This is a genomic window from Ornithinimicrobium flavum, from assembly GCF_004526345.1.
Lineage (GTDB): Bacteria > Actinomycetota > Actinomycetes > Actinomycetales > Dermatophilaceae > Ornithinicoccus > Ornithinicoccus flavus.
The window spans coordinates 2,998,956-3,016,023 of record NZ_CP038213.1 but is presented as its reverse complement, the minus strand read 5'-3'; the positions used below and the strand labels follow the sequence as shown (position 1 = coordinate 3,016,023).

Annotated in this window: 17 protein-coding genes and 1 pseudogene; 7 read left to right on the top strand and 11 right to left on the bottom strand. The window is 68.2% G+C overall.

Annotated features, from left to right (window positions below; genetic code table 11):
* Nucleotides 1-16: 16 nt before the first annotated feature.
* The 3 genes from E3Z34_RS14190 to E3Z34_RS14180 form a co-directional block, all read right to left on the bottom strand.
* Entirely contained in the window at nucleotides 17-355 is a 339-nt protein-coding gene (locus E3Z34_RS14190) for a DUF3024 domain-containing protein (protein WP_134774127.1), read from the bottom strand.
* Nucleotides 356-358: 3 nt separating this feature from the next.
* Complete coding sequence (locus tag E3Z34_RS14185) at nucleotides 359-940, bottom strand: hypothetical protein (protein WP_238695193.1); 582 nt, start codon at nucleotides 938-940, stop codon at nucleotides 359-361.
* Nucleotides 941-1,058: 118 nt separating this feature from the next.
* Nucleotides 1,059-1,868 carry a hypothetical protein gene (locus tag E3Z34_RS14180; protein WP_202976962.1) on the bottom strand — a complete coding sequence of 270 codons (810 nt, stop codon included), beginning with the start codon at nucleotides 1,866-1,868 and terminating at the stop codon, nucleotides 1,059-1,061.
* Here E3Z34_RS14180 and E3Z34_RS14175 point away from each other — a divergent pair.
* From E3Z34_RS14175 to E3Z34_RS14165, 3 genes are all read left to right on the top strand, one after another.
* Nucleotides 1,846-2,769, top strand: coding sequence for a tyrosine-type recombinase/integrase (locus E3Z34_RS14175; RefSeq protein WP_158288690.1), 924 nt, complete (start codon nucleotides 1,846-1,848; stop codon nucleotides 2,767-2,769). The two genes, E3Z34_RS14180 and E3Z34_RS14175, sit on opposite strands and share 23 nt — an antisense overlap.
* A gap of 103 nt (nucleotides 2,770-2,872) precedes the next feature.
* Nucleotides 2,873-3,094, top strand: a complete 222-nt coding sequence (vapB, locus tag E3Z34_RS14170; RefSeq protein WP_134774123.1) for a type II toxin-antitoxin system VapB family antitoxin — start codon at nucleotides 2,873-2,875, stop codon at nucleotides 3,092-3,094.
* Nucleotides 3,091-3,495 carry a PIN domain nuclease gene (locus tag E3Z34_RS14165; RefSeq protein ID WP_134774122.1) on the top strand — a complete coding sequence of 135 codons (405 nt, stop codon included), beginning with the start codon at nucleotides 3,091-3,093 and terminating at the stop codon, nucleotides 3,493-3,495. The genes vapB and E3Z34_RS14165 overlap by 4 nt, the downstream gene beginning before the upstream one ends.
* Before the next feature lie 791 nt (nucleotides 3,496-4,286).
* Here E3Z34_RS14165 and E3Z34_RS14160 read toward each other — a convergent pair.
* From E3Z34_RS14160 to E3Z34_RS14140, 5 genes are all read right to left on the bottom strand, one after another.
* Nucleotides 4,287-4,883, bottom strand: coding sequence for a cadmium resistance transporter (locus E3Z34_RS14160; RefSeq protein WP_022921927.1), 597 nt, complete (start codon nucleotides 4,881-4,883; stop codon nucleotides 4,287-4,289).
* A complete protein-coding gene (gene cmtR, locus E3Z34_RS14155; protein WP_029202581.1) occupies nucleotides 4,880-5,230 on the bottom strand; it encodes a Cd(II)/Pb(II)-sensing metalloregulatory transcriptional regulator CmtR in 351 nt (116 codons plus the stop codon). The genes E3Z34_RS14160 and cmtR overlap by 4 nt, the downstream gene beginning before the upstream one ends.
* Before the next feature lie 67 nt (nucleotides 5,231-5,297).
* Nucleotides 5,298-6,761: a hypothetical protein gene (locus E3Z34_RS14150; RefSeq protein WP_238695192.1), complete on the bottom strand. Its 1,464-nt coding sequence runs from the start codon at nucleotides 6,759-6,761 to the stop codon at nucleotides 5,298-5,300.
* The gene (locus E3Z34_RS14145; RefSeq protein WP_022921924.1) at nucleotides 6,758-7,093 is read right to left on the bottom strand and encodes a helix-turn-helix domain-containing protein; all 336 of its coding nucleotides are present in this window, start codon (nucleotides 7,091-7,093) and stop codon (nucleotides 6,758-6,760) included. Before E3Z34_RS14145 ends, E3Z34_RS14150 begins: the two co-directional genes overlap by 4 nt.
* Nucleotides 7,090-8,205: a tyrosine-type recombinase/integrase gene (locus E3Z34_RS14140; RefSeq protein WP_022921923.1), complete on the bottom strand. Its 1,116-nt coding sequence runs from the start codon at nucleotides 8,203-8,205 to the stop codon at nucleotides 7,090-7,092. The genes E3Z34_RS14145 and E3Z34_RS14140 overlap by 4 nt, the downstream gene beginning before the upstream one ends.
* A gap of 417 nt (nucleotides 8,206-8,622) precedes the next feature.
* Between E3Z34_RS14140 and E3Z34_RS14135 the strand changes: the two genes are divergently transcribed.
* The 4 genes from E3Z34_RS14135 (at nucleotide 8,623) to E3Z34_RS19555 (ending at nucleotide 14,166) form a co-directional block, all read left to right on the top strand.
* On the top strand, nucleotides 8,623-9,855 hold the full coding sequence (locus E3Z34_RS14135) for an IS110 family RNA-guided transposase (RefSeq protein ID WP_134774121.1): 1,233 nt from the start codon (nucleotides 8,623-8,625) through the stop codon (nucleotides 9,853-9,855).
* A gap of 576 nt (nucleotides 9,856-10,431) precedes the next feature.
* The gene (locus E3Z34_RS14130; protein WP_134774120.1) at nucleotides 10,432-10,965 is read left to right on the top strand and encodes a hypothetical protein; all 534 of its coding nucleotides are present in this window, start codon (nucleotides 10,432-10,434) and stop codon (nucleotides 10,963-10,965) included.
* Nucleotides 10,966-11,204: 239 nt separating this feature from the next.
* Nucleotides 11,205-11,798: a hypothetical protein gene (locus E3Z34_RS14125; protein WP_134774119.1), complete on the top strand. Its 594-nt coding sequence runs from the start codon at nucleotides 11,205-11,207 to the stop codon at nucleotides 11,796-11,798.
* Nucleotides 11,799-11,808: 10 nt separating this feature from the next.
* On the top strand, nucleotides 11,809-14,166 hold the full coding sequence (locus tag E3Z34_RS19555; RefSeq protein WP_134774118.1) for an AAA family ATPase: 2,358 nt from the start codon (nucleotides 11,809-11,811) through the stop codon (nucleotides 14,164-14,166).
* 242 nt (nucleotides 14,167-14,408) lie between these two features.
* Here E3Z34_RS19555 and E3Z34_RS17755 read toward each other — a convergent pair whose 3' ends face one another.
* The 3 genes and pseudogenes from E3Z34_RS17755 to ltrA form a co-directional block, all read right to left on the bottom strand.
* The gene (locus tag E3Z34_RS17755; protein WP_158288689.1) at nucleotides 14,409-14,579 is read right to left on the bottom strand and encodes a hypothetical protein; all 171 of its coding nucleotides are present in this window, start codon (nucleotides 14,577-14,579) and stop codon (nucleotides 14,409-14,411) included.
* 54 nt (nucleotides 14,580-14,633) lie between these two features.
* A pseudogene (locus E3Z34_RS14115) lies at nucleotides 14,634-15,443 on the bottom strand (ISL3 family transposase); the annotation flags it as partial.
* Nucleotides 15,444-15,512: 69 nt separating this feature from the next.
* A complete protein-coding gene (gene ltrA / locus E3Z34_RS14110) occupies nucleotides 15,513-17,006 on the bottom strand; it encodes a group II intron reverse transcriptase/maturase (protein ID WP_238695191.1) in 1,494 nt (497 codons plus the stop codon).
* Between the last annotated feature and the right edge of the window lie 62 nt (nucleotides 17,007-17,068).

Genomic DNA, 17,068 nt, shown 5'->3' with positions numbered 1-17,068 from the left:
CTTGGCTACGAGGTCGTCAGCCCCAGAAGATGTGGGTGGGGTCGCGGTCTATCTCGTCGAGGAGGTCCTCGGTGGTGCTTGAGGGCCCGACGCGGTCGTAGAGGTGGAAGCGGAGGTTGCGGTCCCGCCAGTACAGGGTCCAGGCCTTGTCCCTTGCGGTGTATCGCAGGCGCGCGATGGGCAGGCTGGTCCATTCGGGTCCGAAGTCCTCGCGCCAGGGCGCGCGCCGCTCGACGATGGTCAGGTGTCGGTCACCAACGTGACACTCCAGACGGACCTGGTGCTGGGCGCGCTCGGGTACTCGTTGGTCGCACCAGCGATGGACTCGCGCCGCTTCGAGCTCGGGGACGGCCATCGGTCAGGCTCCGTTGCTGCCGGCTGCACCGTTGAGCGCTTCGAAGGCAAGGTCGAGTCGCCGCTGGCGAGCCCGGTCAGATTCGTGGTTGGCTTTGGCTGCGAGGGACCCGATGAGTCCCTCCAGTCCATCTTCGGTGGCAGGCAAGACGACCTTGCCGGTGGCGTGGGGATGGATCCGGAACACCAACCGTTCAGAGTCGACGTCGAGCAGGTGCAGCTCGCGCAGCGTCGCTGCCACGTCGGTGGGGATAAGGATCTGGTGGACTGGCTCGGCGCGAGCGAGCCGTCGACGGCGCAGGTCGAACGGTGAATCGGCCCATTTGCTGATGCGGCCCTGGTCCCCGCAGCCGCTGCACTGCCAGCGGATCGGGACCGAGACGTCGAAGTCGCGGTGCAAAACCATCCGGCCCGAGCAGGCACGATGGCCGGGGCGGCGCCGACATGGCAGCGCGCTCTCCCAGGCGGTACCCGCGTCGCCTGCGGTGGCCGCCCTGACGAGGTCGCCCAGCTGCTTGGCCAGCCGGCGTGCGGGGCCTGGTGCGTCGAGGGGTAGGTGGAGGAAGTGCTGCAGATCGGTGACCATCATTTCGCGGGAACTGTATCTGTCCAGGGCTACGGCGCGGTGGAGATCCACCTCACCGACGCGAGGAGGTGTGGAGTTGCGGTCCCACCAGGAGGGAGGCAGTCCAGCTCTGCCTGGCTCAAGAGTTCCGGCCAGCCCTGGAGGGGAGGTGCTCGACGACGACTCGCCCCGGCTTCCAGGTGATCCCGTCGATTGAGCGCAGCGGCGCAAACGGGTCGGCTGCCCTCTGCCAGGCCATCGCCAGGCTGGCCGAGATCTCCGTTGCCTCGTCCGGGCAGGCCCGGGCGGCCAACCGGCGCAGTGCCTCCACGTCAGTGAGCTTGGCCGTGACGCTCCACGTGGCCGTCCCGTGATCGACAGAGTCGGCCTTGGCCTCGCTCTCCACCGACAGGATCCTCAGGGCGCCGGCCTCGAGCGCCCCCTCCAGTCCGTGACTGGGCCAGATCAGCCAGGCAAGTGCATCGAAGGCGTCATCGCTGGGCGCGGTATGCGGTTCCTCAGGCTGGGCGTCGTCGACGCCGAGGTCAGCGCCGGAGGCGGTGATCACGACGCCCTCGTCCGCCCGGGCCGCCGCCTGCAGGGCAGAAGCATCAGTGATGGTGACCTCCGCGGTCGCGGTCAGCTCCCACACCTGCCGGTTCTTCCCGCGCTGCGGTGGCTGGGCAGGGACCTGTCGTTTATGGTCGGGCAGCTGAAAGAGACCTGGCTGGTCGGTGTCCATGCCGACCGACCCTATGCCCCTCAGCCTGCTGGTCTGTTTGACGAGAACGGTCGCCTGGGGTTCGTGGCATGTCTCATCGCCGGGCGGGTCCTGTCTTCGGCGTAGCGTCGTTGGGGTCAGTGCCTCGTCCGCGCTGGCGGCGGGCGTCGACAGTGGCGCAACGAGGTCGCCGCAGGAGGCGACCATGTCCACCACGACCAGCTCCACGGCGACACTGCCGTTCCAGCCGTCCTCGATGAGCCCCGCACAGCTTGCGGCGGTCTCGTTCTTGGCTCGCTACTCCGGAGCGACTCACGCCCTGTACCGGGCACAGCTGTGCCGCTGGTTCACCTGGTGCGGGGCCAACGGGTTGGACCCACTGGTCGGGATACAGCGTGCGCACGTCGAGCTCTACATCCGCGAGCTCGGGGATGCCGGCCTGATGGATTCCTCGGTCAACACGATGATGCACGCCGTCCGGGGATACTTCCGGTTCGCGCACATCGACGGCACCATCCCCGCCGACCCGGCCGTCTACGCCCGGCTTCCGAAGGTCCACCGGGACGAGTCCCGCACCCAGGGCCTGGACCGGTTGGAGTTGATCCGCTTCCTCCAGGTCGCCCAGACCGTCACCGTCCACCACGGCGCACTGGCCTACCTGCTCGGGATCAACGCGCTGCGCGCCTCCGAGGCGGCAGCCGTGCGGATCGAGGACTACGCCGACGTGCTGCGGGGCCACCGGGTGCTGCACCTGGTCGGCAAGGGCAACAAGCCGGCCACCATGCCGCTGACGGTCCCCGTCCTGCGGGTCCTGGAGGCCTGCCGCGGTGAGCGCACCACCGGGCGACTGGTGCTGCGCCCAGTCTCGGGCAGGCCGATCGACCGTCGTGACGTCTACCGGATGGTGCAGCGCATCGCGAAGACCGCGCGGATCCCTCGGCACATCAGCCCTCACTCGCTTCGGCACGCCGCCATCACCAACGCCCTGGACGCCGGCGTGCCCCTGCGTGACGCCCAGATCCTGGCCCGTCATGCTGACCCCAGGACCACCGAGCATTACGACAGGGCCCGCGGCAACCTCGACCGCCACGGCGTCCACTTCCTCACCGCCTACGTCGCCGGCGTATAGGTCGCCCACTATGTCGGTTCCGCCCAGATGGGACACTGAGCACGGTGAAACGAATGGGCGAGGGCGGCTGCTGATATCATCGGATATCTAGGAGGTGGTGCGCATGGCTGACGTGCTGATTCGCGATGTTCCTGAGGCGGTGCTGGCCGGCGTGGATGCCCATGCGGCCCGACTCGGGCTCTCCAGGGCCGAGTACATCCGCAGACGCTTGGCCTCGGACGCCGCCACCGCGAGCGCGCCCGTCTCCGTCGAGGTTCTCCGTGCCTTCGCGGACAGGTTCGCCGACCTCACCGACCACCAGACGATGGACGAAGCGTGGCGGTGACTGACTGGCTGATTGACAAGTCCGCCTTGGTCCGATTGGGCGCCAGTCCCGACGCCGCCGAGTGGGCTGGGCGGATCGAACGAGGGCTCGTCCGGATCACCACCATGACCAGACTAGAGGTTGGTTACTCGGCGCGGACCGCCGCGGACGCGCGGTCGGTGTTCGGCACCCCGCCGATCTCGATGATGCCGGTCGAGTACCTGACACCCGCGATCGAGGACCGAGCCCTCGAGGTCCAGCTGCTGCTGGCTGACAGGGGCCGTCACCGGGCCCCGTCAATCCCGGACCTGCTCATCGCCGCTACCGCTGAGCTCGCGGGTCTGACGGTGCTGCACCTCGACAAGGACTTCGAGCTCATCGAGGAACTGACCGGTCAGCACACCGAGCGCCTCCGCCCTTGAGGCTAAGCCTGGCCGCGGCATTGCGCCCGTTTGACACACCTGCGCGGCAATCTGTTTGACGGGCTTGCGCCCGGTGGCGAGCGACGTGTGGCTGCACGTCGTAGCTTCGGCAATGACGACGTCGGCGTTGTCCCGTGCTTGAAGGAGTCAGCGACGGCCCCGACGCAGGTGCAGTTTGTCGCTCCGAGCACGGTAGGCGGCGATAACTCGAGCCAGGGCCGGCTCTATCTCGGCCAGGTCGTCGAGTTCCAGACGGTTGGTCTGCAGCGCCCAGTCGAGTCGGTTCAGGACGTCGACCCACTCCCTAGTCGACCGAGGGGACCGGGGAACAGGCACTTGCACGCGACGCTCCTCGACGACCTTCTCGACTCTCACCACCTCGACCACGCGGTCGACGACTTCGACTGCGGCGAGACCAGCGTCGGCCGCACGCCGTTGCTCCCACGCGCGGTGGCGGCAGGAGCTGGAGCACCACTTCGGGACGCGCCCGCGGGGAGGAACGGGCACTTCTGTCCGGCACCATCCGCAGACGACCTTCTGCCCCGATCTGCGAGCCGTTTTGGGCGCGTCTCCAACGCTGGGGACGTTGCTTGCTGTGGTGTCCACGGGCGTCTCCGGTGAGTCGCTACTACACGGGTTTCTATCGTGCCAACGACATACTATACTGGTGGACAGCCCTATCGGAACCAGTCCTTATAGCTGGCCCGAAGCAGGCGACGCCCCGCAGGTCAGGCGCCCGGAATGGGAGGCGTCACGCTCCGTCGTTCGGCGCTTCGTAGGGTCCCGGTTTGTCAGAGTCCGAATGCGCCGCCGCTGACGAGGATGGCTATGCCGAGGCCGATCAGGACGATCGGGAAGAGCACGTGTTCCCATCGCTCGAGCACCTCGGCGATAGGCCTGCGGGTGGCGACATACCTGGCGAGAAGGACCAGCACGCCGACGAGCAGCAGGAACACGACGCAGAAGATGACCACGGTTGCCGTGCTGACGTTCAGGAACACCGGGACGTAGACGCCGATGTTGTCTCCGCCGTTGGCGAAGGTGACCGCGGCGACAGTCAGGATGCCGACCTTCTTGCCCTCGACCTTCTCGTCGTCGTCGTCACCGTCGCCTCGCCATGCCTGCCACGCCGCCCAGATACCGAGCGCCAGGGGGATGAGCCCGAAGTAGGGAATGGCGCTGGACGGCAGGACCAGCCCGGCCCCCCAGGCGACCAGCAGCGCAGCACCGAGGATCCCGACGAACCCCAGGTACTGCCCCAGCGCGATCCGGGTGGTGGTGCCTCGTTGGCCGGCGCCTCGGGCGAAGAACAGAGAAAGAATGATGATGTCATCGATGTTGGTGGCCATGAACAGCCCGATCGCCTGCAGGACCGTGGTGAGGATCACCGGCTGACCTCGCAGCCGGCGACGGGGCACTGCGGATCCAGGCACGGGGCGTCCTCGTTCACGGCGAGGGTCACCTCGACCAGCGCGAGCAGCGCGTTGGTGAGGTGCGGGTCGGCGATCGCGTAGAGGGTCTGTCGTCCCTGCGGTTCGGCCACGACGATGCCGCAGTCGCGCAGACAGGTCAGGTGGTTGGACACGTTGGGCCGCGTCAGGCCGAGGTCCTCGGCAAGTCCAGCGGGATAGGCAGGCCGTTCGAGCAGCGACAGCAGGATCCGAGCCCGCGTCGGATCTGCCAGGGCCCGGCCGATCCGATGCATCGCGTCCAGCCTGGAGGAAGTAGTCAGCACGGGCTGAACTATACAGTTTGTGCTGAACCGTCCGTGAGGTCGGGGGTGCAACGGGAAGTCATCAGCTTCAGCGTCGGAGGTGGGTGTCGCGTTGGGCGGTGTAGGCGCTCCAGTCTCGTGAGGCCAGGGCGGCCCACCGGGTGGCGGTGTTGGGGGCCAGGCCGAGCACCTCTGCCAGGATCGGGGTGGGCATGCTCGCAGCAAGCTGGAACATGGCGGCGTTGCGGGCGGCCATGGGCTGGATGCCGCGTTCGACGAGCTGGGCGCGGACGTTCTCCGTCGCCAGGTGCTTGCCCGGGATGCCGCCGGGGAAGAGCCAGGTGTCGGGACGGCTGACGTAGGAGGCCTGCCCGCGACGGGTCAGGTGGGTGCGGACGAGGCGGTCGAGCGGGCCCGGCAGCTCGACGGGGAAGGTGTCGAACGTGGCCGTGGTGACGCCGACGGCGTCAACGGTGATCTGGTCGGCGCGCATGCGACAAACCCGGGCCAGGGGTTGGGCGTAGAGCAGGACGAAGAGACCGGCGACGCGGGCGTAGAGGCGGATCGTGTCGTCGTGCAGGAGCAGCTGGACGTGCGACCACCTGTCCTCGTCGGAGAGGGTGACGGCGGGCTGCGTGGTGGGGCGGGTGGCCGCGGACAGATCCCCTCCGAGGCCGGTGCGGGCACACCAGGCCAGGAACGGTCGCAGCGCGAGGGCGCGGGCGCGGTGCTCCTCGGCGAACCGGTCCAGGTCACCCTGTTCGATGTCGGCGAGGTCCGTGCCGTGCTCGGTGAGCCAGTTCATGAAGCGGGCGGTGACGACGATGGTCGCTCGGGCTGCGGAGATCGCGCCGTGGGTGAGGGTCCCGTGCTGCTCCTGGCGGCGCAGCCTGCTCAGCACCTGCCAGCGGGCGAACCGGGCCAGTACCTCGGACTGCCCGGCCGGCAGGGTGCCCAGCAGCTCCTCCAGCCACGGGCTGACCCGCTCGAGCTCGGCGTGGAAGGGCGGCAGGACCCCCGTGGCGGTGAGCAGGTCGCGCAGGTAGGTGTTGGTCCTGTCGGCCGGGAGCGTGTCGAAGGTCGCGTGGGAGATGTCGAGCTCGCCGCGGGCCATCGCGCCCAGGGTGGCCGGGCCGGTGGAGCGGGTGAACCAGTACAGGGTGGTCTGCGGTCGTGGCCCCGAGATCAGGGCTTCGTACACCGGCCGCAGTCGCGGGTTGATGCCGCCGTCGGGGCCGGACAGCAGCGCGGTGGTCTTCTCCTTCAGGGCGCAGTGCCCGCACAGCCGGCCCCACGGGGAGTCCTCCCTCCCGCAGGCGGTGCAGGCGTAGACGGCCTCGTTGCCGGTGCAGGGCGCGCACGCCGGCCGGCGGTCGGCGTCGTAGAAGGCCAGCACCCTGATGTTGGCGCAACCGGGGCAGGGTTGGGCGGTCCGGGCGAAGCGCAGGGTGCAGCGCTGGCAGACCGCCTCCTCCAGGACGATCCGGGTGCACCGGTCGTGTCGCCCGCAGTGCGCGCAGTCCTGGCGCGGCAGCCGCGGACGTGGGCTCACCGGCCCTCGGGCGGGCGGCGGACCCGGGCCCGGATCGGGCGCAGGTCACCGATGCCCGGACCGCGGTCCCCGGTGCCGGTCTTGGCGGGTTGGTCCTCGACGACGGTGGGGACCAGCAGGTCGTTGGGTTCGCAGTCCAGGATGTCGCACAGGGCCGCCAGGACGTCCATGTTCAGCCGTTGCGGGGTGCGGGCCACCAGCCGGTAGACGTGCTCTCGGGACAGGTGGACCCCGCGCTCGGCCAGCAGCGGGACGAGCTCGGAGGTCTGGTACATGCCGTGGGTGGCCATCACCTGGCGCAGGTTCCACCCCATCACGGTGCGGACGGTCATCCCTGGTCCTCCTCATCGGTGGGTGCGTAGACGCGGGCCAGCGCGGCCTTGAGGGTCTTGTCCTTGAAGTCGTTGCTGACCGAGGCGTAGATCGCGGTGGTCGAGGCGTAGGCGTGCCCGACCTGCTCCTGGACGAACCGTTCGGGATAGCCGAACTCGACCAGGTGGGTCACGTAGGAGTGGCGCAGGCAGTGCAGCGACAGCACCGGGTCCAGGCCCGCCTGGTTGCGGACCGCCGCGAAGCGGGCGTCGAAGTGGCGCAGCGAGACCCGCGAGAGCCGCTCGGTCACCCACAGGGCCGGGTGGCCAGGCACGCCGAACAGCGGCCTTGCCTGCTCGACCCACTGGCGCATCCCCTCGATGGCCCAGTCGAACTCCGGCACCGCCAGGACCGTGCGGCGGCGCGGGGTTCCACCGCGGACAGCCTTGCCGTAGCGGACGTGGACCGAGCCGTAGGTGCCCCACCGGGGCACGTGCGGGTTGGGTCGCAGGTCGGCCACGTCCAGTCGGCACAGCTCGTTGCGGCGCAGGCCGAACGCGTAGGCGGTCTTGAAGACCTGCGCGTCACGCAGCGCGCTCAACGCTCCCTTGCGGCCCGAGGACGCGGCGCGTTCGACCTGGGCGTCCAGGTGGTCGAAGAGATCCTGCAGCTCGGCGTACGTCAACGGTCGCCGTGCCGGACGGCCCTCGTACTCGTTCAGATGTGCCACCGTGTTCCACTCGTGGCACACCTGTGAGGGCACCGAGCCGAACCGGTCGCGACACTGCCGGGGCCACTCGTACCGCGCGTCGGTGAGGTAATCGCAGAACATCCGCAGTCCCAGGTGGTACCCGCGGATCGTCGAGGGTGACCGCCGACCGTCCCCGCTGGCCAGGGAGACGGTGAAGTCCTCCACGTCCCCAGGACCCCAGGACCACGGGTAGGACTCGGCGAACTCGGTGAACCGACGGACCAACCGGACCCGGTCGCTGATGGTCTTCTCGCCCAGCAGCCGGGACCGCTGCTGACGACCCCAGCCGGTCAGCATCGCCTCGAAGACGGCGCTCTCCTCGTTCAGATGAGCCACCCCGGCGACCAGGACCAGCCCCGCCGAGCCCGGTATGCCGACCATCAGGACCGCCGATCCGTCGTTGCCTCAGAAGCCATATTGTTGCTCCTGACGTTACACCTAGTTAGGCGTCCCTGGTCAACGGGCCCGCGGGGGCCGTCGAAGTCCCTACTAATCCGCAGACCACCCAACGGGTGTGACTTCTGACGCGATAATGCTCGCTTAGGCCGGGAATGCAAGAGGTGTAACGGACTTGGGACCTGGCGGTCCCTGTGCCGGTGGATGAGAATGGGGGGGTGTCGTCCGGCGACGTCGAGACACACTGGTGCGGGTGAGCCCGTAGAGGTGTATGGCGCGAGGTTCTCGGGTGCCGCTGGATTGTTGCTACGAGCACGTGGGTCTGTGTCCTGGCAGAGGACCTTCCGGGCGGCGTGCGGCCGCGAGGGCCGCGGCCGCTGTCCGGGAAGGGACGGGGACGAGATGGAAGTGCTCTTCGAGCGGGTGGCCGGCCTGGACGTCGGCAAGGACTCGGTCACGGTGTGCGTGCGCACGCCTGGTGCGCGTCGGGGCCGGCACACCGAGACGCGCACGTTCAAGACGACGACGGGGTCGCTGCGGCTGATGCGGGACTGGCTGGTCGAGTGCGGGGTCAGGATCGCGGCGATGGAGTCGACCTCGACGTACTGGAAGCCGCCGTTCTACTGCCTGGAGGAGGCGATGGAGGTCTGGCTGCTCAACGCCGCGCACATGAAGGCGGTGCCCGGGCGCAAGACCGACGTGCGGGACGCGGAGTGGATCGCCCAGCTGCTCGAGCACGGGCTGCTGGCGCCCTCGTTCGTGCCGCCGCCGCCGATCCGCTCGCTGCGGATGCTGACCCGCTACCGGGTCCAGCTGATGGGCGACCGGACCCGGGAGTGCATCCGGCTGGAGATGATGCTGGAGGACGCCTCGATCAAGCTGTCCGCCGTCGCCTCGACGCTGACGACCGTCTCGGCCCGGGTGATCCTGGCCGCGATGATCGCCGGCGAACGGGACCCGCTGGTGCTCGCCCAGCTGGCCAAGGGGAAGATGCGGCGCAAGATCCCGGACCTGGCCCAGGCCCTGGAGGGGCACTTCGACGCCCACCACGCCCGGCTGGCCCGCTCGATCCTGGACCGCCTCGACATGGTCGAGCACGACCTGGCCGAGGTCGACGACGCCGTCGCGGCCGCGTGTGCCCCGTGGGCGCACCAGATCGAACTGCTGCAGACCATCCCGGGCGTCGGTGAGCGCGTGGCCCAGGTGATCGTGGCCGAGACCGGGGCGGACATGTCCCGGTTCCCCTCCGCCGCGCACCTGGCCTCCTGGGCCGGGCTGGCCCCCGGCGTGTACCAGTCAGCGGGCCGCAGCCGCCCCTCGGGCACGCGCCACGGGAACAAGTGGCTGTGCGCGATGCTGGTCGAGGCTGCCGGCTCGGTCGGTCGCATGAAGGGCAAGAACTACCTCGCGGCCCAGCACGCCCGGCTGGTCAAGCGCCGCGGGGCGGGCCGGGCCCAGGTCGCGGTCGCCCACTCGATCCTGGTCTGCGCCTACCACATGCTGAGCAGGGACGAGCCCTACCAGGACCTCGGCGCGGACTGGTTGGCACGCCGCAACCACGAGGCCCACACCCGCCGCCTGGTCGCCCAGCTCGAACGGCTCGGCCACACCGTCATCATCGACCCCGCCGCCTGACCCTCCGGTCCGGAACGACGTGCCGGGCTCCGCCCGGCGCGCTCCCGCGCATGCCCTCGGTCGGGTTATTCACGGGTCTGTGTGGGACATGAGCGGGGCGGTTTCGGTCGGGCTCAGGGTGGCTGAGTCGGCGTGGGCGGTGCTGCGCTTGGGATCGGTAAGTCTGCGTGGGCGGTGCCGGGGTTGGGGTCGGTAAGTCTGCGTGGGCGGTGCCGGGGTTGGGGTCGGTAAGTCTGCGTGGGCGGTGCCGGGGTGGGATCGGTGAGCGTGCGTGGGCGGTGCTGCCTCGGTTCTGGTGAGGAGGTGATCGAGCGGGTGAGTCCCTGGGGTGTGCTCGTCCGCTTGGGGTTTCAGCAGTTCTTCCTAGATCGAAGGAGAGTCACGTGGAGCAGACGGTGCGGCAGCCCGCGCGGGCGTGGGCAGGCAGGCGCGGGCCAAGGTGCGCCAGGAGCAGGCGACGCGGGTCCCCGCCGGTCATAGGCAGGCGCATCGGAGGTGTGTCCGATCACCCGGTTCGACGGCAACAGTCACTCACGTCCGCCGCCCTGTCGGTGGTCTCGGACATGCTTCGAGGTCATGGAATGGGCGGATATATCGGTGTCGTTGTCGACCTTGGTTCTGGGCGGGCTGGCAGGCCACTTCTCGGGTGGTCGGCAGGCCAGGCAGAGCGAAGCACGAGCCGCCCGTCGTGGATCGGCCCTGGAGCTGCGCACAGCACTGCGAGAGCTGCGCGACGTGGTACGACGATGGGGCACGAGCCCGGCCGCCACTGACGACGACGTACGGTCGGCGCTGACCGAGTGGAACCGTGTGCTCGACTTTCACCGGCATCGGGTGCCGAACGACCTGATGCGTGCCTTGGCCAGTGTCAAGTTCGCTGCTGGGGAGGTGTTCGGTCCCACGGTCATGGCGTACGTCCTGCCCGAGTTCGAGGAGGCTCGCCTCGCGGAACGGGACGACAGGTGGCAGGACATGCTGGTCGATTACGCGGGGTACCTCATGGCCCAGCTCGGCCGGTGGGAAGACGGGCAGCCCAGGGCAGCGACGGACACTCAAGACTTTGATACTTGGCGTCACCACGGGAGCGAGGCGCTCGGTGACGGCGTGTGACGGACGGTAACAGTCAGCCTGGAAACCATGAGGATCGTGGACGGGCTTCCGACCCTCGACATCCTGCCTGTCCAACACTTGGGCTGACTTGCCCTTCTGCGGCAGTTGGACTTCGGTGCCGTAAGACGTGAGGGTTTCGCATTGCCTCCTGGGTGCCCAGTAGTTCTGACGGAGCTGTCTGGCATCCTTTGCGCATGGGATCGGGAAATGCGCCAAGGTCGACGTTGCCGTTGCGGGGTATGGCCGTGGTGCACCGGGAGAGCAGCAAACTCGCTGTCTGGTGTTTGGCTATGACGGGTCCGTCCAGTGTGGAGGCGGTCAACGCGGTGGTGCTCGATGCTGACGAGTGCGCGAGGGTAGAGGGGATCCTTCATCGACAGGTGGTCGTTGGCCGCGTCGAAGACATGCCGGAGGGACTGCCAGCCAGAAGTGTGCGGTCGGTCGACGACGTGGTGGAGGCCCTGCGTGCGGCCACAGACGAACTGCGGCAAGAGATCGTGGCTGCGATAGCCTCGCACGATAAGCGCAACCGCACCAGGCTCGTGCGGCCCGACTGGGTTTGTCGCCAGCCGGGTGAGCTGGGGGCGCTGCCTACAGATCTTGCTCGGCGGACGCTGGCGCAGGCGAACCTGGTCAAGGCCCGGTGGCAGGAGTGGCTAGACGCCGAGAAGCAGCGGTTGCGCAGGTCGCGGAGCCCGAGGACCGGCGAGTCGCCCTACATCATGCCCGCGGAGCTGTCGATGCTTAACGCACGACCGCTGCCGCCGTCCCTGGGTGTGGACGACTTGGTGGTGCCTACGCAAAAGGTCATCGACGTCGCGGTGGACGAATGAGGTCGAGGTCATGACAGGCGGTCTCGTCCTCACCCAAGAGTTCAAGAATGCCCTTCAACTGCTCCACCAGGGCCGTGACCTGTTCATCACCGGCAAGGCGGGAACCGGAAAGACGACACTGACGCGTCACTTTTTGGCGGGCACCAGCAAGAGCGTCCTGGTCACGGCCCCCACGGGTATAGCCGCGCTCAACCTGGGCGGGTACACGATCCACCATGTTTTTTCCTTCTCCCCGAGGACCACCCTGGAGGAGGTGAGGACTGGGCGCTACTACCCCGGCCGTTTCGCTGCCGCTCTGAAAAAGGTCGAGGTGTTGGTCATGGATGAGGCGTCCATGGTCCGTGCCGACCTGTTCGACAAGATGGCGGCAGCCCTCACCCGCTTTGGACCGCGCCCGGGCGAGCCCTTCGGAGGAGTGCAGATCGTCCTGGTCGGAGACCTCCACCAGCTCGCCCCAGTGGTGGCGGCGGGGGAGGAGGAATTCTTCCGAGAGGTATACGAGGGTCCGTACTTCTTCTCCGCGCAGAACTTCTCTCAGGACCGATTCGCCACGGTCAACCTCACCACGGTCTTTCGTCAGCAGGGCGACCCGCAGATGATCGAGCTCCTCAACGACGTCCGGACGGGAACCCTGAGAGGAGAGTCGTTGGTGAAACTCAACAAGCGGGTCGATGCGGACTTTGAACCACCCACGGACGAGTTCTGGCTGACCCTTGCCGCGACCAACCGGATCGCCGGAGCACGCAACAAGGAACGCCTGCAGTCCCTGCAGACGCCGGAGCACCAGCATCGCGCCAGGACGTCCGGCGACCTGGACGGATTCGACCCACCGGTAGAACCCGACCTCGTCTTCAAGGTGGACGCGCAGGTGATGCTGGTGACCAACGACCCGGCCCGACGCTGGTCCAACGGCTCCCTGGGTCGCCTGGTCCAGTGGGACGAAGCCACCGAGACCGCCCGCGTCCAACTGCAGTCAGGCACAGTGGTGGAGGTCACGCCTCACACGTGGGAGGCCACCAGGCCTGTCGTCAACGGTGGATCGCTGCGGCACGAGGTCGTCGGTACTTACACCCAGCTACCGTTCCGGCTGGCCTGGGCCATCACGATCCACAAGAGTCAGGGCCAGACCGTCGACAGACTTCTTGTCGATCTGAGTGGAGGCATGTTCGCCGACGGGCAGCTCTACGTGGCTCTCAGCCGTTGCACCTCCATGTCCGGCCTCGTACTCAAGCGGCCAATCCGTCCAGCCGACCTGCGCGTCGACCCCCGCGTCCGTCGGTTCACCCTGAGCACCGGCGACGCGACGGCCGACTTCAGACCGGTCTTCGTCGGGATGAGGACAGTCGGGCAGGGCGGGTTCCTGGACTACCCGCGCCCAGTTGAGATCGGAATCGTGACGGACGACGGGCTTGAATTGGAGACGCTCGTCAACCCCGGACGCGACATCGGGGCAGCACGCAACGATTGGGGAATCTCGGCGATGGACGTCTTCCTGGCGCCGACCATGGTCGAGGCCTGGGACGCCCTGATGCCATACCTCCATGGTTCCGTGCCGGTCGGGATCGACATCGACACCAACCTCCGATTGGTCGACGCCGAGCTAAAACGGCTGGGCCATGTCGTCCCGATGCCGATGGGCCACGAGGTGCGTCACACGGTCGACTGCCGCCAGCTGGCGGCATTGACGCGAGGAACGGCGCTCGAACAGGCGAGGTCGATCCGCGACCTCACGACTGGGACAGGTGCCGATGTCGGGACAGGAACTCCCTTCCCCGGCCCGACCGGTGAGCGGCACGGATTCCTCTTCCAGACAAACGGCGAGACACTGCGGTTTTTGGTGCCAGACGAAGACGGATCGGCAGCCGCCATGATTTCCATGCTCACTGCTCGACCGGGTCTCTCCTCCATGCCCGAAACCCGGTCCGTGCTGGCCCAACTCGCAAGAATGACCGGGACGACGGTCCCCGGGCAGGTGGACGACGCAGCAACCCCGACGCATCCGGACGCCGGGTCCCTCCTCGCCCCGGGAGCACGCGTGTGCTTCACCGGCTCGGCGTCCCGGGACGGCGTGCCGCTCGACAGGGAGGATCTTCACCACATCGCCGTCGAGCGAGGCCTTGTACCGGTGGGCAACGTGAGCCAGACACGGTGCGACGTGCTCGTGGCAGCAGAACCCGCCTCGCAATCCGGGAAGGCCAAGAAGGCCCGGGAATGGGGCAAGCCCATCCTCGCCGTCACCGACTTCCTGGCTTGGTCAGACGGCGGCGAATTGGTCGACCACGAGCCCACGCTCCGTCCGAACCACTCTTCCTGGACGACGGTCGAGCCGGTCCTGACCACCCTGCCACCGGCACCGAAGTACAGGTAGGTCCGCACGAGCAGGACCGCACGCCTCACAAGCTGCGGCAGGCTTCTGCTCCTCGACGCAGCGGATCAACCTGGGCCGGGCCGGTACTGTGATCGATACCTAATCCGATCATCAAGTGCTGGAGCGGACCGCAGCAGGTCAACTACTTCCTTGGCACGCTGGGACTGCTTGGTTGACCGACTGGCGGCCCACTGGGGCTCCCGGCAGGCCAGGTGCCGCTTGCGCCACCACAGGTTCACCACCTAGCCGGACACCTTCAGATCCTTCACCGCGATCATCGGCCGCTCATTGATTCGCGAGCTCAGACCCCGCACCCCCCGACAGGCGTCCTCCCGGACGGTGACCGCGATGACCGCCTTGACCCGTGCCGGGTCGACCCGCTCGATCAACACGACGGTGAACGCGTCTTCCAACCCCACAACTACGTGCTCCTGCCGTCATTCCTGCTCCTGCCGTTATCCGGCTCTTCACAATCCAGGGTGTAGTCGTGGCCTGAATCCGCCGGCCTCGAGCAGTGCTCGGGCGATGTAGTTGGTGAGGTTGCGGAAGCCGAGGGCCAGTCCGCGCAGGTGCTCGAGTCGTCCGTTCACGGCTTCGGTGGGGCCGTTGCTGGTGCGGGGCCGTTCGAAGTAGGCCAGGACGTCGCAGACCCGCCGGGCCAGGGTGCGGCCGAGCGTGCGCAGCTCGACCAGCGGCCTGGGCACGTCGTCGGTGAGGGCGTCGATGACCGAGCGCATCTCGACACGGCCGCCCGCGCGGTCGGGGTCCCGGTAGGCGGAGATCATGCGCTGGTAGATGCCCCACGTGCACTCGACCTGCACGTGCCGCTCTCCGGCGAAGAGGGTGTCGAGGCGGTCCTGCTGCTTCTCGGTGAGCAGGTCCGCGCCGGTGTGCAGGGTCCGCCGGGCGGAGTAGAGAGGGTCGCCCTTGCGGCCGCGGTGACCGTGCAGCTCCTGCTGGACCCGGCGGCGACACCCGTCCAGGGCGTCGCCGGCCAACCGGATGACGTGGAACGGATCCATGACCGCGACGGCGTCGGGCAGCTCCTCGGTGGTAGCGGTCTTGAACCCGGCGAACCCGTCCATGGCCACGACCTCGATCCCGTCGCGCCAGGCCTGGTCACGGTCGGCCAGCCAGTCCTTGAACGCCCTCTTGCTGCGGCCCTCGACCACGTCCAGCAGCCGGGAGGGGCCGGTGCGGTCGCGGACCGGGGTGAGGTCGATGACCACGGTGACGTACTTGTCGCCGCGCCTCGAATGCCGCCAGTTGGGTCGGTCCGGGGCGCGGTGGCGGCATTGCTGTCGCTCCGTTTCCCCGGACCGCCCGCCGAACCCGGCGTGCGATTTTCACCGCACCGGGCTCTCCACGAGGTGGTTGTTGCTCAGCCGGTGGTGGCTGTCGGTGTCCACGGGGTCGGGATCCGGTAGCCGCGGTAGCGGTACCGGACGACGGAGACGCTGGCTGCGCCCCGGAACCGTTGCCCGTCGACGCGAGCCGCCAGGTCCGGGCAGGCAGAACCTGCGCCGCAGCTCTGGCCATCCGATCTTGTGCTTGTCCCGCAACCAGGCCGTGATCCGCTCCCACGTGTAGGAGTCGACCGCGGAGAAAGTCGCTTTGGACACGCCGTGCCGGAAGTAGTTGGCCCACCCTCGCAGCACCCGGCCCAGGTACTCGAACAAGTACCCGGGATCGTGGTGCAGGGTCGCTCTGTACGTCATGGTCTTCACCCGGCCCTTGATCGAGGCGATCGCCTTTCTCGAGGGCTTGGTGTACACGAACCACTTGTTGCTCCCTCGCCTCCGCATCCTGCGGACGTTGAAGCCGAGGAAGTCGAACCCGTCCTCGATGTGGACCACACGGGTCTTCTCCGGTGACAGGCGCAGGCCCATCGGGGCCAGCACGCCTGCCACCTCCGTCCGCAACTGCTCGGCGTGCTCCCGCTGCCCGGTGACCAGGACGACGAAGTCGTCGGCGTACCGGACCAGACGGTAGTTGGGCCTGCCTTGTCGCTTGCGGCGCTGCCGCTGGACCTCGGTGCCCATCTGTTGCTCCCACGCGGTGATGAAGTGATCATCCAGCGTGGACAGGGCGATGTTGGCCAGCAACGGGGACAAGATCCCGCCCTGCGGGGTGCCGGTGTGCGTCGCCTCCCGCGAGCCGGTGGTGGTCATCACCCCGGCCTTGAGGAACGACTTGACCAGCCTGGTCACGCGCTTGTCGCCGATCCGCGTTCGGACCCTGTCCAACAGCGCGACGTGATCGATCCTGTCGAAGCACGCCTCGATGTCGGCCTCCAGCACCCAGTGGTACGACTTGGTGGTGAAGTGATGGATCTCGGCGATGGCGTCCTGCGCGCGCCGGTTCGGGCGGAAACCGTACGAGCACGGCGCGAAGTCCGCCTCGAAGATCGGCTCCAGCACCAGCTTCAGAGCCGCCTGCACCACCCGGTCGGTCACGGTCGGGATCCCCAGCCTGCGGACCTTGCCGCTGGCCTTGGGAATCTCCACCTGACGTACCTCGACCGGACAGAACGTCCGCGCCCGTAACTGCGCGCGGACGTCGCTCAGGAACTCCTCGACCCCGATCCGGGAAGCGATCCAGGCCACCGTGGCCCGGTCCACCCCCGGCGTCCGCGACCCCTTGTTCCCCGCGACGCGTTGCCACGCCACCACCAGGAACGCCGGGTCACAGACCAGGTTGTACAGATCGTCGAACCGGCGGCCGGGGTCCCCGACCGCCCAACAATGCAGCTTGGTCTGCATCCTCCGTACCGTCACCTGCGCCCACTCATGCTCGGGCCAGATCACGGCGCCGGTGTTCACCGACGCGTCTTCGGACATCACAGTCCCTCCTTGCTTCCTCTCGCTGCCGTCCTTCCCCATGCGACCGGCTCTCCCGGCCT